This window comes from Paracoccus methylovorus (assembly GCF_016919705.1).
GTDB classification, from domain to species: Bacteria; Pseudomonadota; Alphaproteobacteria; order Rhodobacterales; family Rhodobacteraceae; genus Paracoccus; species Paracoccus methylovorus.
Window position 1 is genome coordinate 1594092 of the sequence record NZ_CP070368.1, and the last position, 23904, is coordinate 1617995.

Genomic DNA, 23904 nt, shown 5'->3' on the forward strand with positions numbered 1-23904 from the left:
TGCGGCGACTTGCCGGCTGCGCTAACCATGGCCAAAGGCAAGTCAAGGACAATCCATGCGCGCTCTGACGTTTCGCATCTTCGCTCTGGTCATAGTGTTCGCGCTTCCGGCGCGGGCCTTCGATACCAACGCCCGTGCGGCATGGGTTTATGATGTCGCAACCGGCACCGTGCTGATGGAAAAGAACGCCGACGAGCCGCTGCCTCCAGCCTCGATGTCCAAGCTGATGACCATCTATATGCTGTTCGAGGCACTGCACGAAGGCAGGGTGCAGCTTGATACCCGGCTGCCCGTCTCGACCAAGGCGCGGCAGATGCAGGGCTCGACCATGTTCCTGAATGAGCAGGATCGCCCCACGGTCGATGAGCTGATAAAGGGCATCATCGTGCTGTCGGGAAATGACGCCTGTGTCGTGGTGGCCGAAGGGTTGGCTGGCACCGAGGAAGCCTTTGCCCGTCAGATGACCGAGCGCGGCAAGGCGCTTGGGCTGACGCATTCCACTTTTTCCAATGCCTCGGGCTGGCCCGATCCGCGACATCGCATGTCGGCCCACGATCTGGGCATTCTGGCACAGCACCTGATCACGGATTTCCCCGAACTTTACAAAAGCTTCGCCATCGAGGAATACCGCTTCGACAACCGTGCCCCGGCCAACCGCTTCAACCGCAACCCGCTTCTTAAGCTGGGCATCGGCGCGGATGGGCTGAAAACTGGCCATACGCAAGAGGCCGGCTATGGTCTTGTCGGATCGGCCATGCAGGGCGACCGGCGGATCATCTTTGTAATCTCTGGCCTGCAAAACGACCGTGCCCGCGCGGAAGAGGCTGAGCGTATCGTCAACTGGGCCTATCGCCAGTTCACCATGAAAACCATCGTGCCCAAGGATGAGATCGTGGCGCAAGCCCCTGTCTGGCTGGGTTCGAAAAGCAAAGTCGGGCTGACCACGGCGGATGGCGTCAAGGTGCTGATCCCCGCCGGCTCGCAATCCGGCGTGACCGCTGAGGCCGTGTTCCGCGGTCCGATCGAGGCCCCGATCACCAAAGGAGACCGGCTGGGCGAATTGGTGGTCGATATCCCGGGGGCAGGCCAATCGCGCCTGCCGCTGTTCGCCGCCAGCGACGTGGCCCGCACCGGCGTTCTGGGCCGTATGCAAAGCGCCGCTTTCCGTTTGGGCGAGAAGGCCGTCCAGGCAGTGCGGAACTAGGCCAGATCCAGCACATGTTCATCAGCTTCGAGGGCATAGACGGTTCAGGAAAATCCACGCAAGCACGGCGTCTGGCCAAGACATTGAACGCGCGGGGCACGGAAACTCTGTTGACCCGCGAACCCGGCGGCAGCGAAGGCGCCGAAGAGATCCGGCGGCTTCTGGTCCAGGGTCGCAGTGAACGCTGGTCTGCGGAAACCGAACTTTTGCTGTTCACCGCTGCCCGCCGGGATCATGTCGAGCGCCTGATCCAGCCAACGCTTGCACGCGGCGCGTGGATCGTCACCGATCGCTTCGCCGATTCCAGTCGGGTCTATCAGGGACTCGCCCGCGCCGATCTGCGTCAATTGGTCGAGGAATTGCACCGCCTGACCATCGGCATGGAACCTGACCGAACCTTCATCATCGACATCGACCCGGCCATGGCACTCTCTCGCAGCCAGACACGCGGCGGGATCGAGGACCGTTACGAGACACTGGGCCTCGGCTTTCAGCAAAAACTGCGCAAAGGCTTTCTGGAACTGGCCGCCGAGACACCAGAGCGCATCCGGGTGATTGACGGCAGCGGCAGCGAAGACGAGGTCGCCGCGCGCGTTCTGGCGGCACTGGATTGAGAAGGCCCGAGATGAGCAACGAGCCGCTTCCCGAACCAGATCGCGTCCCCGGCGCCCCGCATCCGCGCGAGGCGGCGCGCGTCATCGGTCAGGACGGCGCGGTTGCGGATTTCCTTGCCGCAGCGCGCGCGCATCGTCTGCACCATGCCTGGCTGATTTCCGGCCCCCGTGGCACCGGCAAGGCGACCCTGGCGTGGAGCATCGCGAAATGGCTGCTCAGCGACGGCACGACCTCGGATCTAACCACGCCGCCCGATGATCCAACGATCCGCCGCATCCGCGCGCTTTCCGAACCGCGGCTGCATCTGGTCCGGCGCCCAGTCGATGAAAAGACCCAGCGTCTGCGTGCCGAAATCACCGTGGACGAGATCCGCCGCCTGCAAGGTTTTTTCCACATGAGCGCGGCTGAAGGTGGGCGCCGCATCGCCATCATCGACGCCGCCGACGAGATGAACCAGTCGGCCGCGAATGCACTGTTGAAGCTGCTGGAAGAGCCGCCTCAGAATTCCACCTTGCTTTTGGTCGCGCATCAGCCGGCGCGACTTTTGCCGACCATCCGTTCCCGTTGCCGCGAGTTGCGGCTGCATCCGCTGACCCCCGAGGATATGGGCAGGGTGCTGCAGGATCTGGGGCTGGACCACGACGCCGCCCAGCTTGCGGCACTGTCGGGCGGCTCTATCGGTGAGGCCCTGCGGCTGGCCGGACAAGACGGTCTGGCGCTTTATCGGCGCATCGTTACCTTGTTCGCCGATTATCCAGGCATGGATCGCCGCGCCGCCGCCGCCCTGGCGGACTTGGCTGCAGGTCGCGCAGGCGCCGACGGCGATCCTTTCGATCTGGTCGTCACCCTGCTGGATCGTTTCCTGACCCGCGCTGCACGCGCGGGCCTGCTGGGCGCCCCCCTGCCCGAGGCCGCCGTGGGCGAGGCCGGGGTCCTGCACCGCATCTCGCCCGACCCGGCGGCCGCCCAGCTTTGGGCCAGCGCCCAGGCAGAACTTTCGGCGCGCGCTCGCGCCGGGCGGGCGGTCAACCTTGACCCTTCCGCGCTGGTGTTGGATATGCTGGTCGGGCTTGCAAACCAGCCAGTCGTCTGACGGAACATGCCGATGTCCGAACCCGAACTTCCCATCCTGGTGGACAGCCATTGCCACCTGGACTTTCCCGATTTTGACGGCGAGCAGGCCGAGTTGGTCGCGCGCGCCCACGCGGCAGGCGTTACCCGCATGGTCACGATCTGCACGCGGCTGCGGTCCGAGCCCAAGGTGCGCGCCATCGCCGAGATGCATCCCGGTGTCTTTTATGCTGCCGGCACCCATCCCATGCATGCCGCGGAAGAGCCGCTGGCCACGGTCGAGGAACTGGTCGCCCTGTCGCGCCATCCGCGCTTTGTCGGCATCGGCGAAACCGGGCTCGACTATCACTATACCGCCGACAGCGCCGCCATACAGGCCGAAAGCCTGCGCATCCATATCGAGGCAGCGCGGCGCACCGGCCTGCCGCTGATCGTCCATTCGCGCGACGCGGATGAGGATATGGCCCGTATCCTGGGTGAAGAGCATCGCGCAGGCGCCTTCACCGGTGTCATGCATTGCTATACCAGCGGGCAGGAACTGGCGCGCGTGGCGCTGGAACTGGGCTTTTACCTGTCCATGTCGGGCATCGCGGCCTTTCCGCGCTCGGCCGAGATCCGCGAAATATTCGCCGCCGCACCTCGGGACCGGATTCTGGTCGAAACCGATGCGCCCTATCTTGCCCCGCCGCCCTATCGCGGAAAACGCAATGAGCCAGCCCATGTCGTCCATACCGCACGGGTCGGCGCTGAACTGCTGGGCATGACCGAGCATGAATTCGCCAGCCTCACCTCGTTGAACTTCGACCGGCTGTTCCACAAGGCCGCGGCATGATCCGGGCCACCGTCCTGGGCTGCGGTTCATCAGGGGGCGTGCCGAGGCTGGGAAATCGCTGGGGTGAATGCGACCCGGCGAACCCGCGCAACCGCCGCCGCCGCTGCTCGCTGCTGGTCGAGCGGTTCGGGCCCGACGGGGTGACCCGGCTTTTGATCGATACCGGACCGGATCTGGTCGCGCAATTGCTTGATGCCGATGTGGCAGAGATCGACGCCGTCGCCTACACCCATGCCCATGCCGATCATATCCACGGCATCGACGACCTGCGGCAGATCGTCTTTAACATGCGCCGTCGGATGCCTGTCTGGACCGATCAGCCGACCGGCGCGGCGTTGAAGGCGCGCTTTGGCTATATCTTCGAAACACCGCCCGGTTCCTCTTACCCGCCGGTCTGCGATATGCATCAGATCAGCGGCCCCTTTACCATCGAGGGTGCGGGAGGGCAGGTCGAGCTTTGTCCCTTCGAGGTCAACCACGGGGACATGAACGCGCTGGGTTTTCGCATCAGTGGGAAGGGGCAGAGTCTGGTTTACCTGCCCGATGTGCTGTCGATCCCCGAGGAGGCCTGGCCCGCGATCACGGGCTGCGATGTGTTCATCTGCGATGCGTTGCGGCGTATCCCGCATCCAAGCCACGCCCATCTGGCGCTGACGCTGGAATGGATCGCGCGCTCGGGCTGCACACAAGGCGTGATCACGAATATGCATATCGATCTGGATTACGACGATGTCATGCGCGAGACGCCGGAAAACGTCGTGCCCGCCTATGACGGCATGCGGATCGAACTGACATGACAACGCTTTTCGATGTCATCCTGCCGGTCTTTCTGGTGGTTGGCTTCGGTTATCTGGTCTGCTGGCGCAAATGGCTGACCGAAGTGGCGGTCGATGGCGTCATGCGATTTGCCCAGAACTTCGCCCTGCCGGTATTGCTGTTTAGTGCCATCGCCAAGCTGGACCTTGGGGCAAATTACAACCCCCTGCTGCTTCTGGCCTTTTACAGCGGCGCGCTGCTGTCCTTTGCCCTAGGGACGGCGTTGTCGCTTTACTGGCTGAAACGCCCGGCTCAGGACGCCATCGCGATCGGCTTTGTCTGCCTGTTCTCGAATTCGCTGCTTTTGGGTGTGCCCATCACCGAACGCGCTTTTGGGCCCGAGGCGCTGGTCGGCAACTTCACTATCATCTCGGTGCATTCGCCGCTGCTTTACACGTTCGGCATCACCGCAATGGAGTTTGTCCGGGCGCGTGGCCATAACCTGTCGATGGGTCGGGTGGCGCTGCGGGCGCTGTCGGGGGTGCTGCACACGCCGATGGTCATCGGCATCCTCTGCGGCTTTGCCATGAACCTGCTGACCTTGGGCGGATTGGTCATGCCCGAGGGTTTTTGGGCAGCAGTGTCGATGATGTCCAGTGCCGCCCTGCCCGCCGCGCTGTTCGGGCTGGGCGGGGTGCTTTACCGTTATCGTCCCGAAGGCGAGGTGCGCGCCATTGCAATGTGCTGCTGCATTTCGCTGCTGCTACATCCGGCCGTAACCTTTGGGCTGGGCAAGCTGTTCGCGCTGAGCGTCGCCGAGATGCGCTCGGCCGTGGTCACGGCCGCGATGCCACCGGGGGTGAACGCCTATCTTTTTGCCGCGCTTTATGGGGTGGCGATGCGCGTCTCGGCCACGGCCGTGCTGGTGGCGACAGGGCTGTCCATGGTGACAGCCCTGCTGTGGCTCAGCCTTTTGCCCTGAGGCGGGAACGCTGCCACAAGGGCCGCGTTTCACTTCGGCGTCAGGCCCCTTAGCCTTTCGGACCTTCTGCGCAGCATCTCGACGGTTGTGAGCAGCGCGATGGAAAAGATGACCAGCAGCGTCGCCACGGCGAGGATTGCCGGTGAGATCTGCTCTCGGATACCGTTCCACATCTGGCGCGGGATGGTCTGCTGGTCGGGGCCGGCAATGAACAGCACAGCCACCACCTCGTCGAACGAGGTGACAAAGGCGAACAGCGCGCCAGAGATCACTCCGGGCAGGATCAGCGGCATGGTGATGCGGAAAAAGGTCGTCCGGGGATTCGCGCCCAGACTTGCCGCCGCGCGGTTCAGCGACTGGTCAAAGCCGATCAGCGTCGCGGTTACCGTGATGATGACAAAGGGAATACCCAGCGTGGCGTGGGCCAGGATCACCCCCAGATAAGTGCCGGCCAGCTTGCCGCATTCAGGGTTCAGCCCGATCCATGTCAGCGGCTCGCAGGGGTTGGAGTAAAAGAAGAACATCCCCGTCGCGGTAATGATGATCGGCACGATCATGGGCGAGATCAGCATCGCCATGATCGCGCGGCGATAGGGCATCTCGGGGCGCGACAGGCCAAGGGCTGCCAGCGTGCCCAGCACGGTCGCCAGAATGGTCGCGAAGATGCCGATGATGAGCGAGCTTTTAGCCGCATTCACCCATTTCGCATTCTGCCAGGCATCCGCCCACCAGTTCAGGTCGCGGGGTGCCTCGGGCCGCGCCATGCCAAAGGTCAGCAGGCTGTCGTACCAGCGCATCGAGTAGCCGTCCGGGTCAAAGGACAGCATCCTGTCGGTAAAGGTGAAATAAGGCTCGGCGTTGAAGGACAGCGGGATGACCACCACGATCGGCGCGATCAGAAAGAAAAAGATCGCGCCGCAGATCACCAGATAGGCATAGTGCCAGACTTTCTCCAAGGGCGATGCATAAGTCGGAAGCGCCATGGCGATTACCCCAGTTTCAGGTTGTCGATGCCGACGAGCCGGTCATAGACCCAGTAAAGGATCAACACCCCGCCCAAAAGCAGTGCCGCCAGCGCGGCCGCCATGGACCAGTTCAGCGTCTGCGTCATATGCATCGCGATCATGTTCGAAATGAGCTGGCCCGAAGCCCCGCCGACCAGCGCGGGCGTGATGTAATAGCCGACCGCCAGAATGAACACGAGCAAAGCCCCCGCCCCCAGCCCCGGCAGGGTCTGCGGGAAATAGATGCGACGGAAGGCCGTCCAACTGGTCGCGCCAAGGCTGCGCGCCGCGCGGACATAGGACGGGTTGATCGTGCGCATCACCGAATAAAGCGGCAGGATCATGAAGGGCAGCAGGATATGGGTCATGGCGATGATCGTGCCGGTGCGGTTGAAAATCATCTGAAGCCGCCCATCGTTGCCGATCACCCCCAGCCAGACCAGAATGTCATTGACCACCCCCTGTTGCTGCAGCAGCACGATCCAGGCCGTGGTCCTGACCAGCAAAGAGGTCCAGAATGGCAAAAGCACAAGGATCATCAGCAAGTTGGACTTACGCGTTGGCAAAGTGGCCAGCAAATGCGCGACGGGGAACCCCAGCAAAAAGGTCGTGCAGGTGATGATCAGCGACAGCCAGAAGGTGCGCAGGAACAGCTTGACATAGATTTGCTGCTGCGCCGGTGCAGAGACAATATTGCCCTGATCGTCGCGGGTGCGGTCTACCGAGGCCAGATAGAAATTGCTCGTATAGGGCGAAGAGGCCTCGCGCATCACCGACCACAGCTTGGGATCGCCCCATTTGGCGTCCATCTCCAGAACCGCCTCGCGATAGGGTGGCTCGATGCCGCCGCGCGCCTTGCGTCCAGCCGAGGTGAACAGCGAACGCGTGCCGGGCATGTCGTAATTGACCCGAGTGCCCACCACGCCGATGGTGCGCGACTGGGCTGCGGCGCTTAGATCCGCTGCCAGCGCAGCCCAGGCCGCCTCGTCCGGTTCGGTGCCGCGTGGGTTCTCGTGAAACCAGGCGGAAAGCTGCGGCATGTTGGCCGAGAAGCCGTCGTTCTTTACCGAGCGTTGCAGCATCTGCCCGATCGGCACCACGAAGGTGATCAGGATGAACAGTAACAGCGGCAGGACAAGCAGGAATGCACGGCGACGGGCGCGACGCGAACTGCGCGCAAGCGCGCGCGCCAGCGGTTGTCCGTCGGCGGTCCTCAGTGTGCCGCCTTCGTCAAGGCCACCGGCGGTGGCCACAATGGCGGCGTGGGGGTCAAGGGCGTTGGCCATCTCGATCCTTTGTCAGGCAAGATCCTTGGGCGAAACCGCGGCCCGGCCCTCCGGGCCGCGGCGATGATACGATCAGTTTTTGGAAAGCCAGCCGTTGAAACGCTCGGCCAGTTCGGCGGAATGGTCGGCCCAGAATTCCGGGTCGTCCATGATGGCGGTCTTCATGTGTTCTTCGCTGGTGGGCATATGCGGCGCCATTTCGGTCTTGCCGTCCTGGAACAGCCCGACCAGCGCCGCCGAGCTTTTCCGCGCCGGACCATAGGCGATGTATTTCGCCTGATTGGCCAACTGCTCGGGCGCGGTGGCGAATTTCAGATATTCCAGCGCCGCCTCGGGGTTGGGCGAGCCCTTGGGAATGGCGAACATGTCCATGTCCATGTATTGCCCGTCCCAGATGATCTCGAAGGGCTTGCCCTCGCCGACCATGGCATCGAAGAAACGGCCGTTATAGCCGGTGGCCATCACCACTTCACCATCGGCCAGCAGTTGCACCGGCTGGGCGCCGGCTTCCCACCAGACCACGTCCTGCTTGATGGTGTCCAGCTTGGCGAATGCGCGGTCCACGCCCTCGGGTGTGCTCAACACCTCATAGATCTGGTCGGGCGCGACGCCATCGGCGATCAGCGCCAGATACAGGGTGCGTTTCGGGTTCTTGGGCAAGCCGCGCTTGCCGGGGAACTTGGCGGTGTCAAAGAAATCCGCCGCAGTCGAGGGCTTGCCGTCTTCGGGGAACTTGGTCGAATCGAAGGCGATGACCGTGCCCCAAAAGATGTTGGCCACCGCGCATTCCTGCAAGGCGCCGGGGATAAAGTCGTCCGTGGCCGGGGTGCCGTCGGCCGCGGCCGGCAGGATAGCCGGGTCGATCTGCAGCAACGCGCCTTCGTCGCACAGCCGGATCGCGTCCGAAACCTCGATGTCGAACACATCGCCGGTGATATTGCCCGCCTCGACCTGTGCCTTGAGCGGCGTGGCCGGGTTGTCGGCGGCCAGCATGTTCACCTTGATACCGGTCTGTTCGGCAAAGGGTTTGTTATAGGCTTCGACCTGCGATTTTTCATAAGCGCCGCCCCATGAGACGACGTTGACCTCTTTGTTCTGGGCATGGGCAGCAAGGCCGAGGCTGCACAACGCCGAGGTCAGGATCAGTGTGGTTTTCATATGCTACTCCCGTTGGTGTTTGCGGCTCTTTGGCCGCTATTTGGCCCGTTCGGGCTTGGTATGGGCCACGGCGGGGCTTTTCTCGCCGTGGCAAGCGTATCAGTTCGACGCCAGCCAGGCGTTGAAGCGTTCCTGCAATTCGGCGTCGTGATCGACCCAAAAGTCCAGGTTCGACGCCAGCGCCTGTTGCAGGTTGTCGGCAAAGGTCGGCAGGTTGGGACCCATCGGAACGTCGGTCCCTTCGATATTGCCGACCAGCGCAGCTGCCGAAATGCGTGGCGGACCATAGCTGATGAACTCGGCGGCACGGGCCTGCTGCTCGGGCGCGGTCGAGAAGGCGATGAACTCTTTCACAGCCTCGGCATTGGGCGCACCTTTCGGGATGACCCAGCCTTCCATCTCATAGATCTGGCCGTCCCAGACGATCTTGAAGGGCTTGCCCTCTTTCTGGGCCGCGTCGAAGATCCGGCCGTTGAAGGCGAAGGCCATGGAGACCTCGCCATCCGCCAGAAGCTGCGGCGGCTGAGCGCCGGCTTCCCACCAGATCACGTTGTTCTTGATGGTGTCCAGCTTGGCAAATGCGCGGTCCACGCCCTCGGGGGTGCCCAGCACCTCATAGACCTGATCGGGCGGCACGCCGTCGGCCATCAGCGCGAATTCCAGGTTGAACTTGGCGCCCTTGCGCATGGTGCGCTTGCCCGGGAACTTTGCCGTATCGAAAAAGTCGGCCGCGCCGGCGGGCTTGGCATCAGGGAATTTGCCGTCGTCATAGGCCAGGATCATCGAATAGACGTCGGTGCCGACGAAGCATTCGGTGATCGCCCCGTCAATGAAGTCATCCACCGCGGCGGTGCCATCGGCAGCCGGGGTCAGGATCGAGGGGTCAAGCTCTTCCAGCAGACCTTCGTCGCAAAGCCGCACCGCATCGGCATATTCGACCGAAGCCACGTCGATCGAGACGTTGCCCGCCTCGACCTGGGCCTTGACCGGAGTGGCCGGGTTGTCGGCGTCCGAGATCACGACCTTGATGCCGGTCTTTGCCTCGAACGGCTTTGCATAGGCCTCGACATGGCTGCGGCCATAGGCACCGCCCCACGACAGCAGGTTCACCTGCTTGTCCTGCGCCTGGGCAGACACCCCCATCGCAACCAGCGCAGAGGTCAGTATCAACGTGCGTTTCATTATAACTCCCTGGGTTCTTGCGTAACAGTTAGACCGGATCGAGCGCACGGGCATCCTCGGGATGCCAGCCGATCCGAATGGTCTGCCCGGGCGACAGTTTTACCTGACCCAGTGTATTGCGGTATTTCATGACGAAATCGTCCTGCCCGGCCACATGCAGCCGCGCCCGCAGGATGTCGCCCATATAGATGACGTCGCGCACCCGCGCCTGGATGGTATGGGCGCCCGAGGGCATCAGTTCAGGCTTGAACTCCACCCGCTCAGGCCGGATCGAGACGGTGGTGGTCTGCCCGACCTCGCGGATATTGACGGCAGTGGCGTCGATCAGGTCGCCATTGGTCAGCTTTACCAGCGTCCTGTCGCCCTGCAACTGCTCGATGGTGCCGCGCAACGCGTTGTTTTCGCCGATGAAGCCGGCGACAAAGCTGTTGCCGGGCTGCTCGTAAAGCACCGGGGGCGCCGCAAGCTGCTGGATGCGCCCATCGTTGAACACGGCGATGCGGTCCGACATGGTCAGCGCCTCGCCCTGATCGTGGGTGACGTAAACGACGGTGATGCCCAGCCGGTCGTGCAGCGCCTTGATTTCAAACTGCATATGTTCGCGCAACTGCTTGTCGAGCGCGCCCAGCGGCTCGTCCATCAGCACAAGCTTGGGATCGAAGACCAGCGCCCGCGCCAGTGCGATGCGCTGCTGCTGGCCGCCCGAAAGCTGGGCCGGGCGGCGGTTCTTGAACTGGCCCATCTGCACCATGTCCAGCGCGCGGGCGATGCGGGTTTCGCGCTCATCCTTGGACATGCCCCGCACTTCCAGCGGGAAAGACAGGTTTTCGCCCACGCTCATATGCGGGAAAAGCGCGTAGTTCTGGAACACCATGCCAATGCCGCGCTTATGAGGCGGCACATCGTTGATGTTCCTGCCGTCCAGCCGGATTTCTCCATGGGTTGCCGTCTCGAATCCAGCCAGCATCATCAGGCAGGTCGTCTTGCCCGAACCTGACGGGCCAAGCATTGTCAGAAATTCGCCCTTGCCGATGGTCAGGTTCAGGTCTTTGACCACAAGCGATTGGCCATCATAGCTTTTCTGGACGTGATCGAAGACAACGAAAGCGTCGTTGCCGGGGTCTGCTGTCACGATGCGGGCTCCCTGTTTCTATTGTTTCTTCGTTCCGCCCGCCAACAGTAAGCGGCGGTTATCGGGGAATGCAACTCACTTGTCATCGCGCGCGGCAGAACACCGGCGACGAGGTCCATGTGGCATTGCGTCACCACCCTTTCGCCCGGCAGAGTCGCATTTATCGGGAAGACTTGCCCGCCGGTTCAGCGGAAGCGGTAAAGATCCGCGTCGGGATCGGACCGGCCATCTATGCGGCGCGCGGTCAATTCCGCGGCGATAACGGAATAAGTGATGCCGTTGCCGCCAAAACCCATCACCGCATGGCTGCGGCGGCAGCCGGGCACCCGGTCGATGATCGGCAATCCGTCATCGCTGTCGCCAAAGGCAGCCGCCCAGCGATAGGCCGGACGGCCGACGCGAATACCGCAGGTTTCACGCAGTTTCCGCGCAATTTCTGCGGCGTTTCGTCGCAGTTTGTCGGGGTCCGACCAAGCGTCGGGACTTGCTTCATCCTCGCCCCCGGCAATGATCCGGCCGGTCGGGGTGGTGCGGAAATACAGATAGGGGTCGGCGGCCTCCCACACCAGAAAGTCGCTGAGCCAGCCGGGCTGACGCACCCCTTCGTCCGAGGCGATGGCCCAGGTCGAGATGATCCGGTGATGCGCCGAGGCCAGTTGCGGCAGGGTTTCATAACCGGTGCAGAATACCACGTGACCCGCCACCACCACCCTGCCGTCCGACAGCGCCAGCGCCACGCCGTCCGCCAGTTCGGCGAAATCCGTCACCTCCAGCGGCGAGACGATCTCGGCCCCGCGCTCTTGCGCCACGCGTAAAAGACCGGCCGTAAGTTGCGCCGGGTTGGCCGAGGCCGAAGCCCGCGAGACGATGGCGCCGGTGCGGTCGATGCCGAATTCGTCCAGCAGGCGTTGACGGGACAGGAACTCAGCCTCGATCCCGACTTCGCGGCGCAGCGCGGCCTCGGCTTCCAGCGCGCGAAAGCCCATCTCGTCGCCGGCAAGGTAAAGCGCCCGCTTGCGGCCCATCTGGCAGTCAAGGCCAAGCCGGCGCGATAGCCGCAGCAATTCCTCGACCGCCTTGACGGAACGCAGCCATGCCCGGGCCGCCTTTTCGGGACCGATCTGGCGTGAAAGCCGTGTCAGCGGCACATCAATCTCGTGCTGGATCATCGCGGTCGAGGCCAGCGACGAACCCCGCACCGGCTGGCGCCGATCCAACAGCAGCACCCGCCGGTTCTTGCGACGGGTCTGCCGCTCGGCCAGCAGCGCCGCCGAGATGCCTGTGCCGACGATCACCACGTCCCAGCGGGGTTGCGAGGGCGCGGCCTGATGCGCGACCGTGATACGCGGTGTCTCTGCCCAGAACGGATATGCCGTGCGCAGACGCCGCTTGATGGTGCGGCGGGGCGCGGTCATGCCTTGTCCACCCAGATCATTTCGTGCTGCGGCAGGGCGGGTGGCTGGTAAAGTCCCGCCTTGTCGGCCCGGTCATCGGTCAGCACCGACAGCCCGCCGTTCGATTCCAGAATGGCGAACTTGACTTCGGCCAGGTCGGTCACACCCTTTTCGCGCAACTTCAGATACAACTCGCTCATGCCGATACCCTGCTGTCGCAGCCGGTCCTGATGCACCCGGCCGTCGCTGATGACAATGCGCGGCCGTCCCTCGAAAAGCCGCGACAGCATGTCCGAGGACAGGATCGCCTCGTCCAGCAGCTTGTTGAAGGCCGCGACAAGAAAGATGGCGAACATCGCCGGCAGCAGCGGCACATCGGGATAGAACAGCGAATCGCCCACTGCCGAGCCGATGGCGATGACCAGCAGGAATTCCACGATGGAAAGCTGCGCCACCGTGCGCCCACCCAGCCAGCGCATCAGCGCCAGCGTGTAGAAATAGATAATGGTGGTGCGAAAGACGATCTCCCAGGCGAAGCCAAAGCTCTGATCGCCCAGAAAGATGCGGTGAAGTTCGTCAAGCATGGCGGCTGTCCCCTGCCCGCGCTGGCTTTGCGCCAAGAGACAAGCCGCGAGGCCGTGCGCCGGTTCCACGCCCGGTGCCGCAAACACCCAGCATTTCAGCAGGTCGTTGAACCGCAGAAATGCCTTGGATCCTTATTTGCGCATTTCCCGCGCAATCCCGGTTTTGCCGGAAATGCTTTAGACAGCCAGAAAGCCGCCATCCACCGGCAGCACCGCGCCCGAGATCATGCGGCTGTCATCGGAGAGCAGCAGCGCGATGGCCTGCGCCACCTCTTCGGCCTCGGCAAAGCGGTTCAGCGGATGGCGCACCATCATCGGCTGGCTTTTTGCCGGGTCCGACCAAGCATCGGCGGCCAGTTCGGTCAGCGTGATGGTCGGGGCCACCGCGTTCACGCGAATCCCATGCGGCCCCAACTCCTTGGCCAGCACGCGCGTCGCACCCTCAAGCCCGGCCTTGGAGGCGGCATAGCATAGGTGGTCCTGAAACCCGCGATGACCGGCGATCGAAGTGATATTGACGATGGCGCCGCCGCCGCCGGCCGCCACGCGGGCGCGGGCGAATTCCTGACAACAGATCAGCGCAGCGCGCAGGTTGATGCCCAGCACCGCCTCATACCCCGCCTCGGTCATGTCCAGCGCACTTTCCAGCACATTGATGCCGGCGCTGTTGATCAGATAATCGGCGGTCCCGGCCTTGGCCATGGCAGCGCGGGCGGCGGCCGGATCGGCCAGATCCACGCTGATGCCCGTGCCACCGATCTCGGCGGCAAGGCTGTCCAGATCGGACTGGGTGCGGCTCAGCGCGACGACATGCGCGCCGCGTTCGGCCATAAGCCGGGCGCAGGCGCGGCCGATGCCCTTGCCCGCGCCGGTGATGATGACGGTTTTGCCCGAGAATTGCATAAGGCCTCGCATGGTTCGGAAAAGGGGTTCAGGCCGGCACGGCCGCCATGGCGTCGCGGATCTGCCGCGCCGTGGATTGCAGCATCAGGAAGGCGGCATAACGCGCATCCTGTCGGGCGCGCGCGCCTTGCTGGGGGTCGCAGCGCGTAGCGATGCGCGACATGGCAGGCATCGCCGTATGCAGGTCGGGGAACATCCCCGCAGCCACCGCACCCAGCATGGCCGAGCCCAAAAGCACCGGCTCGGGGCATTCGGTAATCTCGACCGGCAGGCCCGTGGCATCGGCCAGAAGCTGACGGGTCAGCGGATGCGCACCTGCGCCACCGCTGACGCTGATGGTTTCAACCGGGGCACCGTTTTGCGCCTGCGCCTCGATGATCTGGCGCAGACCGTAACCCAGGCCGCAAATCCCCGCCACATATAGGGCGACCAGCGAATCCGGCCCGGTCTCCATCCCCTGCCCCATGATGACGGCACGGGCGTGGGGGTCGGCAAAGGGCGCACGATTGCCCAGAAACTCCGGCACGACATGCAGCTCATCCGCCAGCCGCACCGCTTCGCTTGACCCGCCCGCCAGTTCCAGCGCCCGGTCGGCCAGCCATTGCGGCAGGGATTTGCCAGCGGCTTTGGCAAGCGCGGTCGCCTCGGCGGTGGCGGGGTGAAGCTGAACCAACTGGTCGATTGCGGCACCTGCGGCGGATTGGCCGCCCTCGTTCAGCCACATGCCGGGCACCATGGCGGAATAGTAGGGCCCCCAGACGCCCGGCACGAAAGCCGGTTCGCGCGTCGTGGTCATGGTGCAGGACGAGGTGCCAAAGACATAGCCGACACAGCGCGTCGCATCACCGCCCGCAGCCACGGTGCCGACGCCGCCGGCATGGGCATCGATCAACCCGGCCGCAACGGCGGTGCCGGGACGCAGACCCATGGCTTGCGCGGCTGCCTCGGTCAGTCCGGCGCCCAGCCGCGTACCTGGATCGACGACGCGCTGGCCGATACGTGCGAAATCCTGATCGGCAAGGTCCGCCAAACCGATCTGACGGAAATAGCCGGCATCCCAGCGGCCCTCATGCGCCAGATAGGTCCACTTGCAGGTCACCGTGCAGGCCGACCGCTCTGACGCGCCCGTGGCCTTCCAGGTCAGGAAATCGGTCAGGTCGAAGAAATGCTCGGCCGCGGCATAGATCTCGGGCCGGTTCTCGCGGAGCCACAGCAGCTTCGGCGTCTCCATCTCGGGCGAGATGCGGCCGCCGACGTATTTCAGCACGTCATGGCCTTGCGCATTGATCCGCTCGGCCTGTTCGACGGCGCGGTGGTCCATCCAGACGATGATATCACGTTCGGGATGGGCAGGATCGCCCACAGGCAGCGTCTTGTCCCCCGCACCGCGGACGACCAGAGAGCAAGTGGCATCAAAACCGATGCCTGTGACCTGCGAAGGCTCGATCCCTGCACAAGTCACGCATTCCCGGACCGAGTCGCAGACGGCGCGCCAGACCTGCTCACTGGACTGCTCGGCGATCACCCCGCCCTCGCGGTGCATCTCGATGGGACGCTTGGCCGTGGCAAGCAGCCTGCCGCCCCGGTCAAAGACCCCGGCACGAGCCGATCCGGTGCCGACATCGATGCCGATCAGATACTGGTCCATTACGCTTCTCCGTGCCGGGGCGGTGGTTCAAACGCGGTCGAAATTGGTCGGCAGCACCAGCATGTCGCGGATGGTGACGGTGCGTTTGCGGGTCAGCATGTATTCGACCGCATCGGCGACCTCGTCCGCGTCGATCAGGCTGCCGGATTCCTTGGCCTTGCGCAGGTTCTCCTCGGGCCAGTCGGCCAGCAACGCCGAGATGACCGGGCCGGGCGAAACCTGCATGACACGCACGCCATGCGGGATCATCTGCCGGCGCATGCCTTGCACAAAGCTGGTGATCGCCCATTTCGAGCCGGAATAGACCGGCTCCCAATAGGTCGGGAAATGGCCGGCGATCGAGCAGGTGACGACGATGTCGCCGGTCTTGCGCGCGGACATATGCGGCACCACGGCCTGAACGTTCTTCATCACCGCGTTGATGTTGAGGTTCAGCATCCGGTCGATGGCTTCGGGCGTCGTCTCGGTCAGATCGCCGCCGATATAGGTGCCGGCGTTGCAATACAGGATGTCGATGTGATCAACCTTGGCCAGGATCTCGGGGATCATGGCATTGCAGCTGTCGGTGTCGAGCAGATCGGTGACCTGCGCGACCGCCTTAGGCCCCAGCTTAGCGGTCAGCTCGTTCAGCGCCGCCTCGTTTCGGTCCACCATGACCACGGTGGCGCCGCCTTTCAGCAGCCGCTCGGCCGTGGCCAGACCAATCCCCGAGGCCGCGCCGGTGATGACGGCAATCTTTCCGTCCAGCGATTCAGACATTCCGTTCTCCTGTTCTGGATGATGAAGCGGGCCGGCTCAGCGCCACTCGCGCCCGATATAGATGGCCAGCAGGATGATCGCGCCCTTGATGACGTCCTGCAGGTAGGGGTTGATGCCCATCAGGTTCAGGCCGTTGTTCAGGATGCCCAACAGCACCGCGCCGATCAGCGTGCCCAGGATCAACCCCCGTCCGCCGGCGATGGCGGTGCCGCCCAGAACCACGGCAGCGATGGCGTCCAGCTCGAACCCCTGTCCGGCGTTGGGCTGGCCGCTCATCAGCCGGCCGGTCAGGATCACCGCGGCAAGGGCCGAGGTCAGGCCCGATATGCCATAGACCGCCAGCTTGACCCGCTGCGTCTTGACGCCTGACAGCCGGGCGGCGGTCTCGTTGCCGCCGATGGCATAGACATGGCGGCCGAACGCGGTGCGCTGCAGCAGGACCCATGCGAAGGCATAGATCACCACCATGATGATGACCGGGACCGGCACGACGCCAATGCGCCCGACACCGAACCACGAAATCCAGCTGGGAATGCCGCTGATCGGATAGCCGCCCGAATAGATCAGGCCCAGGCCGCGCGCCATGCCCATGGTGGCCAGCGTCACGATGATCGCGGGCATCTTGCCCCATGCGACCAGCGCGCCGTTCGCCAGCCCGATGCCCAGACCGACGACCAGACCGATCAGCAGCCCCAGCGGCGCCGGCAGGCCCATATTGACCATCATCCCGGCGCTAAGCGTCCCGACCAGCGCCATGACTGCGCCGACCGAAAGGTCGATGCCTCCGGTCAGGATCACGAAGGTCATGCCGACTGCAAGAATGCCGACGACCGACACCTGACGCAGCACGTTCATGATATTGTTCAGGCTGAAGAAGTTATCGCTGGCCAAGCCCATCAGCACCGACACCACGATCAGTCCGATCAGCGGCAGCGCCAGCGGCGAATGCAGCAGGCGGCCAAGGTTGAGGCCGCCGTTTTTCCCGGCTGCGCCGGTGTCTGTGTCATGCGACATGTTCAACTCTCCCGGTCGTGGCATGGGTCATGATGGTTTCGGAATTGATCTGGTCGCCCTCGACCGTGGCCACGATCCCACCCGAGCGGAATACGCAGACCCTGTCGGACATGCCGATCACCTCGGGCAGTTCCGAGGAGATCATGATGATCGCGCCGCCTCGCGCAGTGAATTCGCGCATCAGCGCATAGATTTCCGACTTGGCGCCGACGTCGATGCCGCGCGTCGGCTCGTCAAAGATCAGCACGTTCATATCATGGTTCAGCCAACGGGCGATGACGACCTTTTGCTGGTTGCCGCCCGACAGCGTATCGACGCGGGCCAGCGGCCCCTGCGCCTTGACCCGGACCTGCTCCATCGCGGTGCGGGTGCAGTCCAGCTCCTTCTTGAGGTCGATGAACCAGTGGTTCTTGCGATACTTGCCGTAATTGTTCAGCGAAATATTCTGCAGGATTGAAAAGCTGGTGATCAGCCCCTGTTCCTTGCGGCTTTCGGGAAGCAGGCCGATGCCATGCGCAAGCCCCTCGTCCGGGCCACGGAACCGCTTTTCGACGCCGTCCACCTTAACCTTGCAGCGCGCGGCGGGATATGCGCCAAGCGCGGCCAGCACCGTTTCCGTGCGACCCGAACCGACAAGCCCGGAAAAGCCCAGGATCTCGCCCCGGCGCAGGGCAAAGTGCGACATGGGGCCGCCCTTTTTCAACTGCACCTCTTCAACCTCGACCACGATGGGGGCAGCCGGGTTGGCGGCGGGCTTGGGCGGAAAATTATTCTCGATCCGGCGACCGACCATCATTTCGACCAGCCGATCGTTATCGACATCCGAGACCGCGCAGGAGCCGACGAATTCGCCGTCGCGCAGGACGGTGATGCGGTCGCAGATCTCGAATATCTCCTCAAGATGGTGCGAGATAAAGATGATCGCCACGCCCTGCTTGCGCAATTCGCGCATGACATTGAACAGATGCTCGACCTCGGACGGGGTCAGTGTGGCGGTCGGTTCGTCCAGCACCAGAATACGGGCGTTCAGCGACAGCGCCTTGGCGATCTCAACGAACTGCTGCTCGGCGACGGAAAGGCGATAGATCGGCACGTCCAGCGGCACATCCACCGCAAGCTGGCGCAGGATTTCGGCGGCGCGGGCGCGCATCGCCTTGCGGTCCAGCATGCCCAGCGGCCCACGCATCTCGCGCGCAAGAAACATATTCTCGACGGCGTTAAGATAGGGGATCAGGCTGAATTCCTGAAACACGATGCCGATACCGGCGGCGATGGCCTGATCGTAATCGGCAAAATGGCGTTCGGCGCCCTCGATGCGGATCGTGCCGGCACTGGGCTGGATGATGCCGCACAGGATTTTCATCAGCGTCGACTTGCCCGCGCCATTCTCACCCAGAAGGGCATGGACCTCGCCGGCCCGGACGTCCAGATCGACGCCGTGCAGAACCTCGATCTTGCCAAAGCTTTTTCGGATTCCGTTCAGTTCCAGCATGGTGCCCTCCTGAATGGCTGCGAAATGTCCCGCCCCCGCGAACGCAGGGGCGGGAGCGGGGAGGAACTCTTACCAGCTGAACTCGGCAGCGTTCTCGGCGTCAACAACCATGACGTCGATCGGCACCTCTTTCGGCACCACGCGGGCGCCCCATTTATGTGCCAGCGCCATGGCCAGGCCGACACGGACCTGGTCGCGCGGGAACTGCGCCGTCGTCTGGATAAAGGCGGTGCCATCCGAGATCGCCTTGACCGCTTCCGGCGCACCATCGACCGAGGTCAGCTTGATATCCTTGCCCGAACCCTGGATCGCGGCCAGAGCGCCCATGGCACCACCGTCGTTGACCGAGAAGATGCCGGCCAGGTTCGGCTTGGACTGGATCATGTTCTCGACCACGCCCAGGGCGACCGAGCGGTCCTGACGGCCGTTCTGGGTATCGACCAGAGTGATCTCGGGGAATTCTTCCAGCGCGGCCTTGCAGCCTTCGACGCGTTGCAGGATCGGCACGACCGGGATGCCGTCGAGGATCGCGACCTCGCCTTTGCCGCCAAGCGCATCGCCCAGGTATTTGCACGACATATAGCCCGCGTCGCGGTTTTTCGAACCGACGAAAGTATCGACCGGGCCGTTGGCGTTCGCATCGACCGCAACCACGATCACGCCGGCAGCCTTGGCGGCATGGACGGCAGCTTCGATCCCGGCCGTGTCGGTCGGGTTCAGCAGCAGGATATCGATGTTTTGCTGCAGCATGTCCTCGACGTCCGAGATCTGCTTGGCGACGTCATGGCCCGCATCGGTCACGACGACATCAGCGCCAAGGCTGTCGGCGGCCTCTTTCAGCGCCTCTTGCATCGAGACGAAATAAGGGTTGTTCAGCTCTTGGAAGGTCATGCCGATCTTGAGCTTGTCCTGCGCGAGGGCCGGGGCCGCAAGCAGTGCAAAAGCCGCCGTGGCGGTAAGAAGGGTCGATTTCATCTGGGTTCCTCCCATCTGGATGAAAGCAGGCAAAGCCTGCGCATCTCCGAGCGGCGCCGCGCCGCCCGAATTGGTGAAGTTCGCGACGTTTCCTTGGTGTCAGTCCGCCATGACCAGCGCCTTCTGGGCCGCAAATGTCGCGCGGAACTGTGAGGGCGACATCCCCTTGAGCTTCAGGAAATGCCGGTTGAAATTCGAAAGGTTCGAAAAGCCGATTTCATAGCAGATCTCGGCCACCTTGATATCGGGATCGGTCAGTAGCATCTGGCAGGCCAGATCCACGCGCAACTGGTTGCGATAGCGCACCAGCGTCGTGCCGGTATGGCGCTTGAAGGCGCGGGAAAAGGCGCTTTGGCTTTGGCCAACCATCTCGGCCAATTCGCCCTCTTCGACCTGCTCGGTCAGATGCTCGCGCAGATAGCTGAGCGCGCGGTTGATGCCGCCGTCGTGGATGCGCGTCAGGTCCAGCTCAAAGCTGAGACTGGCCAGTACCTCGTATTCCGGCGCGTTGGCCAGAATATCCAGAATCTCCCAGAACAACGACAGGCGTCTAAGACCCTGCGCCTCGATCAGCCGCTCCATCAGCGGGCGGATGCGGGCGCCGGTTTCATTGCTGAACAAAAGGCCGCGACGGCTGCGTTCCAGCAGCGGGCGCAGCGCCTCCATCTCGGACATGGCGGCGCTGGCTTCTTCGATGAAGGCTTCGGGGAACTGGATCACCAGCGAGCGCACCGGCACCCCCTCGCCGGGGGCAATTTCGCTGATCCAGTTCTGCGGCAGGTTCGGCCCGGTCATGATCAACTGGCCGGGCTGGAAGCTGCCGACGTGATCCCCGATGTAGAAGGTGCCCGAAGTGGCGACGACCAGATGGATTTCATATTCCGGGTGGTAATGCCAGCGCACCGTGCGGAACGGATAGCCATGCATCCACGCAGCGAAGGATTCGCCCTTGCGGATGTGGACAAGTTCCAGATCGGGTTGCATTCACCTTCCTCCCTGCGCGGCAGCCCCTGAAGGCTGTCGCGGACGTTCAGGGAACATAGGCTTCAGGCGGCATTACAATCCACATCAGCGCGGAAAAAATACCGATACTTTTTTGCTCAAAAATGCGCGGTAATCGACTAGTGCGACAAGACTACCGACACAACATCAGGTTACGCGGCGTAAAGCCTATGCCGCAGCGCAGCAAAACGGGTCTGGTTTTTTCGGAAAAAGTCGCGATTCCCGCAGTTCAGCCGACCAGCGGGGTCAAATCCCGCAATCGCGGATAAGCGGCATGGTAGGTCTCATACTTTTTCTTATAGGCTGCCGCCAGTTCGGGATCGGGCAGAACTTCGGCCCGCACCGCGGGTTTGGCAAAGATGCGGTCCGAAGTATCGCCCGTTGCACAGGCCGCCGCCAGCTTTGCCGCGCCAAAGGCCGCGCCGAAATCGCCGTCCTCGGGCTCCAGCAGCACCAGTCCGGTGGCCGAGGCCATGATTCGCAACCATGCCCGCGAACGCGCCCCGCCCCCGACCGCATAAGCCGCCTCGATCGGCGTGCCCGCCTTGCGCAGCGCAAGAACGCAATCGGTAAAGGCCATCGCCACGCCCTCCATCACCGCCTGCGCCAGATCGGGCAGGCCCGAGGCGCGGCGCAGATCAAGAAACGCTCCGGTCGCCTGCGGATCGTTCAGCGGCGTCCGTTCACCCGAAAGATAGGGCAGGAACGTCACCGCAGAGGGTGCAGCGACATCCCCGGCCACCAAGCCGGCCAGTTCAGGAACACCCCTGCCGGTGATCTCGGACAGCCAGGTCATGCTGTCGGTCGCCGACAGGATTACCCCCATCTGGTGCCATGTCTGCGGCACGGCATGACAAAACGTATGCACCGCGTCGCCGGTGTTGGGCGCATAGCTTTCCGTGGCGGCAAACAGAACGCCCGAAGTGCCCAGCGACAAAAACCCGGTTCCCGGCGTCATCACCCCCATGCCGCAGGCCGTGGCGGCATTGTCGCCGCCCCCTCCTGCCACCGGGACTTGGGAAATGCCCCAACGCGCCGCCAGATCGGCGCGCAGATGGCCCGAAACCTCGCTGCCCTCGACCAGGCGCGGCATATGGCTGCGCGTCAGCCCCGTGGCGGTCAGCAGAGCATCCGACCAGTCCCGCTTGCCTACATCCAGCCACAGCGTGCCGGCGGCATCGGACATTTCTGCGACATGTTCGCCGGTCAGCCAAAGCCGCAGGTAATCCTTGGGCAGCAGCACCTTGGCGGTCTTTTCAAAGATCGCGGGTTCGTTCTCGGCCACCCAGAGCAGTTTCGGCGCGGTAAACCCAGCCATGACCAGATTGCCGGCGATACCGTGGAAATCGGCGCGTCCGGTCAATTCTGCGCATTGAGGACCCGAGCGGCCGTCGTTCCACAGGATGCACGGCCGCAGAACATTGTCCGCACCATCCAGCAGCACCGCACCGTGCATGTGGCCCGACAGGCCGATGGCCTGCAACCGCGCCATCGCCTGGGGATGTTCGCGCAACAGGGTGGCAATGGCCACCTCGGCGCCGGCGATCCAGTCGGCGGGCGCCTGCTCGGACCAGCCGGGATGGGGGCGGCTGACGGTCAGCGCGGCATGGGCCACGCCGACGGTCGCGAAACCGTCGTCCACCAGCATGGCCTTGATGCCCGAGGTTCCCAGATCCAGTCCCAGATACATGGCGCTTACTCCGGCATCCTGATCTGCAGTTTCACGTCGGTATCACGCGCCTCGACGGCGCGGTCGAAGCCGCCGATGCTGTCCTCGAACGGGATCGTAGCCGAGATCAGCGGCTTGAGATCCACCTTGCCCGAGGCGATCAGCGCAACGGCCCGGTCATAGACATTGGCATAGCGAAAGACCGTTTCGACGCGCAACTCCTTGGCCTGCAAACCGACGATATCGACCGGCACCGGATCGACCGGCATACCGACCAGCACGATGGCCCCGCCGGGACGCGCCAACATATGCATGCCCAGGATCGCGGGGGCCGCGCCCGAGCATTCGAACACGATGTCGGCTCCCCAGCCATCGGTCGCCTCGGCCACCACTTCGGCCAACGGACGGTTGCGGATATTCACCGTCTCGATGCCGTCATAGGCGCCGATGATGTCCAGCTTGGGCTGGGCCAGGTCCGCGACGATCACCTTGGCACAGCCCCCCGCCAGCGCAGCCAGCGCAACCATCATGCCGATGGGACCCGCGCCCGTGACCACGGCCACATCGCCCGGCTGGATGCGCGCCCGCAAGGCCGCCTGCATGCCGATGGCAAAGGGCTCAACCATCGCGCCTTCGGCAAAGGTCACGTTCTCGGGCAGCTTATAGGTGAAGGCGGCGGGGTGAACGACCTCGGGGGTCAGGCAGCCATGCACCGGCGGCGTCGCCCAGAAGGTGACCGCCGGATCAACGTTATAGATCCCAAGCTTCGCGGCGCGCGAGGTCGGATCGGGTATCCCCGGCTCCATACAGACCCGGTCGCCGGGCTTCAGATGCGCGACCTCGGCCCCGACCTCGATGATCATGCCCGAGGCCTCGTGCCCCAGCACCATCGGCGCTTCGACGATGAAATGGCCGATCTTGCCATGGGTGTAATAATGCACGTCCGAGCCGCAGATCCCGACCGTATGGGTCTTGATCCGCACATCCCTGGGACCCAGCCGGCCGGGAATATCGAAATCCCGCAGCGCCAGCCTGCCCTTTTCCTCAAGAACCAATGCCTTCATCGCCCGCCCTCCTGCTGGCCGCGTCACCTGGACGCCCTCGACTTGCGCCATTGGCCGCGAGTCGGGGCGGATGTAAACAAAAACCCGCGCCGAACGCGGGCTTTTGCCCATTTAGGGAATAATTGTATCTAACCCGGCCAGCGAAAGCTATGCGCCACAGCATCGCGGCGGCACCTGA

General features: G+C 63.6%; 22 protein-coding genes. 6 read left to right on the forward strand and 16 right to left on the reverse strand.

Features of this window, described 5'->3' with window-relative positions:
* The first annotated feature begins 55 nt into the window (after positions 1-55).
* Genes JWJ88_RS07925 through JWJ88_RS07950 form a run of 6 tightly spaced genes read left to right on the forward strand, consistent with a single transcriptional unit; the run spans position 56 to position 5460 of the window.
* Positions 56-1204: a D-alanyl-D-alanine carboxypeptidase family protein gene (locus tag JWJ88_RS07925; RefSeq protein ID WP_205293571.1), complete on the forward strand. Its 1149-nt coding sequence runs from the start codon at positions 56-58 to the stop codon at positions 1202-1204.
* Between the two features lie 14 nt (positions 1205-1218).
* Complete coding sequence (gene tmk, locus JWJ88_RS07930) at positions 1219-1818, forward strand: dTMP kinase (protein ID WP_205293572.1); 600 nt, start codon at positions 1219-1221, stop codon at positions 1816-1818.
* Between the two features lie 11 nt (positions 1819-1829).
* Entirely contained in the window at positions 1830-2912 is a 1083-nt protein-coding gene (locus JWJ88_RS07935) for a DNA polymerase III subunit delta' (RefSeq protein WP_205293573.1), read from the forward strand.
* A gap of 12 nt (positions 2913-2924) precedes the next feature.
* Positions 2925-3722 carry a TatD family hydrolase gene (locus tag JWJ88_RS07940; protein ID WP_205293574.1) on the forward strand — a complete coding sequence of 266 codons (798 nt, stop codon included), beginning with the start codon at positions 2925-2927 and terminating at the stop codon, positions 3720-3722.
* Positions 3719-4519: an MBL fold metallo-hydrolase gene (locus JWJ88_RS07945; RefSeq protein ID WP_205293575.1), complete on the forward strand. Its 801-nt coding sequence runs from the start codon at positions 3719-3721 to the stop codon at positions 4517-4519. Before JWJ88_RS07940 ends, JWJ88_RS07945 begins: the two co-directional genes overlap by 4 nt.
* A complete protein-coding gene (locus tag JWJ88_RS07950; RefSeq protein ID WP_205293576.1) occupies positions 4516-5460 on the forward strand; it encodes an AEC family transporter in 945 nt (314 codons plus the stop codon). Before JWJ88_RS07945 ends, JWJ88_RS07950 begins: the two co-directional genes overlap by 4 nt.
* Positions 5461-5489: 29 nt before the next feature.
* Here JWJ88_RS07950 and JWJ88_RS07955 read toward each other — a convergent pair whose 3' ends face one another.
* The 16 genes from JWJ88_RS07955 to JWJ88_RS08030 all read right to left on the reverse strand — a co-directional run bounded on the left by JWJ88_RS07955 (position 5490) and on the right by JWJ88_RS08030 (position 23726).
* The gene (locus JWJ88_RS07955) at positions 5490-6443 is read right to left on the reverse strand and encodes an ABC transporter permease (RefSeq protein ID WP_205293577.1); all 954 of its coding nucleotides are present in this window, start codon (positions 6441-6443) and stop codon (positions 5490-5492) included.
* Positions 6444-6448: 5 nt separating this feature from the next.
* Positions 6449-7750 (reverse strand): ABC transporter permease, encoded by a 1302-nt coding sequence (locus tag JWJ88_RS07960; protein ID WP_240200133.1) that lies wholly within the window; start codon positions 7748-7750, stop codon positions 6449-6451.
* A gap of 72 nt (positions 7751-7822) precedes the next feature.
* Positions 7823-8908 (reverse strand): ABC transporter substrate-binding protein, encoded by a 1086-nt coding sequence (locus JWJ88_RS07965; protein WP_205293578.1) that lies wholly within the window; start codon positions 8906-8908, stop codon positions 7823-7825.
* 99 nt (positions 8909-9007) lie between these two features.
* On the reverse strand, positions 9008-10090 hold the full coding sequence (locus JWJ88_RS07970) for an ABC transporter substrate-binding protein (protein ID WP_205293579.1): 1083 nt from the start codon (positions 10088-10090) through the stop codon (positions 9008-9010).
* Positions 10091-10118: 28 nt separating this feature from the next.
* Entirely contained in the window at positions 10119-11222 is a 1104-nt protein-coding gene (locus JWJ88_RS07975) for an ABC transporter ATP-binding protein (protein WP_205293580.1), read from the reverse strand.
* Between the two features lie 185 nt (positions 11223-11407).
* A complete protein-coding gene (locus JWJ88_RS07980) occupies positions 11408-12637 on the reverse strand; it encodes an NAD(P)/FAD-dependent oxidoreductase (protein ID WP_205293581.1) in 1230 nt (409 codons plus the stop codon).
* The gene (locus JWJ88_RS07985; protein WP_205293582.1) at positions 12634-13200 is read right to left on the reverse strand and encodes a DUF421 domain-containing protein; all 567 of its coding nucleotides are present in this window, start codon (positions 13198-13200) and stop codon (positions 12634-12636) included. Before JWJ88_RS07985 ends, JWJ88_RS07980 begins: the two co-directional genes overlap by 4 nt.
* A 177-nt stretch (positions 13201-13377) precedes the next feature.
* Entirely contained in the window at positions 13378-14103 is a 726-nt protein-coding gene (locus tag JWJ88_RS07990) for an SDR family oxidoreductase (RefSeq protein WP_205293583.1), read from the reverse strand.
* 28 nt (positions 14104-14131) lie between these two features.
* Positions 14132-15751, reverse strand: a complete 1620-nt coding sequence (locus JWJ88_RS07995; RefSeq protein ID WP_205293584.1) for an FGGY-family carbohydrate kinase — start codon at positions 15749-15751, stop codon at positions 14132-14134.
* Positions 15752-15778: 27 nt separating this feature from the next.
* Entirely contained in the window at positions 15779-16510 is a 732-nt protein-coding gene (locus JWJ88_RS08000) for an SDR family oxidoreductase (RefSeq protein ID WP_205293585.1), read from the reverse strand.
* Positions 16511-16546: 36 nt separating this feature from the next.
* The gene (locus JWJ88_RS08005) at positions 16547-17524 is read right to left on the reverse strand and encodes an ABC transporter permease (RefSeq protein WP_205293586.1); all 978 of its coding nucleotides are present in this window, start codon (positions 17522-17524) and stop codon (positions 16547-16549) included.
* Positions 17514-19016: a sugar ABC transporter ATP-binding protein gene (locus tag JWJ88_RS08010; protein ID WP_205293587.1), complete on the reverse strand. Its 1503-nt coding sequence runs from the start codon at positions 19014-19016 to the stop codon at positions 17514-17516. Before JWJ88_RS08010 ends, JWJ88_RS08005 begins: the two co-directional genes overlap by 11 nt.
* Before the next feature lie 69 nt (positions 19017-19085).
* Positions 19086-19991 carry an ABC transporter substrate-binding protein gene (locus JWJ88_RS08015; protein ID WP_205293588.1) on the reverse strand — a complete coding sequence of 302 codons (906 nt, stop codon included), beginning with the start codon at positions 19989-19991 and terminating at the stop codon, positions 19086-19088.
* 99 nt (positions 19992-20090) lie between these two features.
* Positions 20091-20975, reverse strand: a complete 885-nt coding sequence (locus JWJ88_RS08020) for an AraC family transcriptional regulator (protein WP_205293589.1) — start codon at positions 20973-20975, stop codon at positions 20091-20093.
* A 247-nt stretch (positions 20976-21222) separates the two neighbouring features.
* Entirely contained in the window at positions 21223-22683 is a 1461-nt protein-coding gene (gene xylB / locus JWJ88_RS08025; protein WP_205293590.1) for a xylulokinase, read from the reverse strand.
* A 5-nt stretch (positions 22684-22688) separates the two neighbouring features.
* Positions 22689-23726 carry an NAD(P)-dependent alcohol dehydrogenase gene (locus JWJ88_RS08030; protein ID WP_205293591.1) on the reverse strand — a complete coding sequence of 346 codons (1038 nt, stop codon included), beginning with the start codon at positions 23724-23726 and terminating at the stop codon, positions 22689-22691.
* Positions 23727-23904 lie beyond the last annotated feature (178 nt).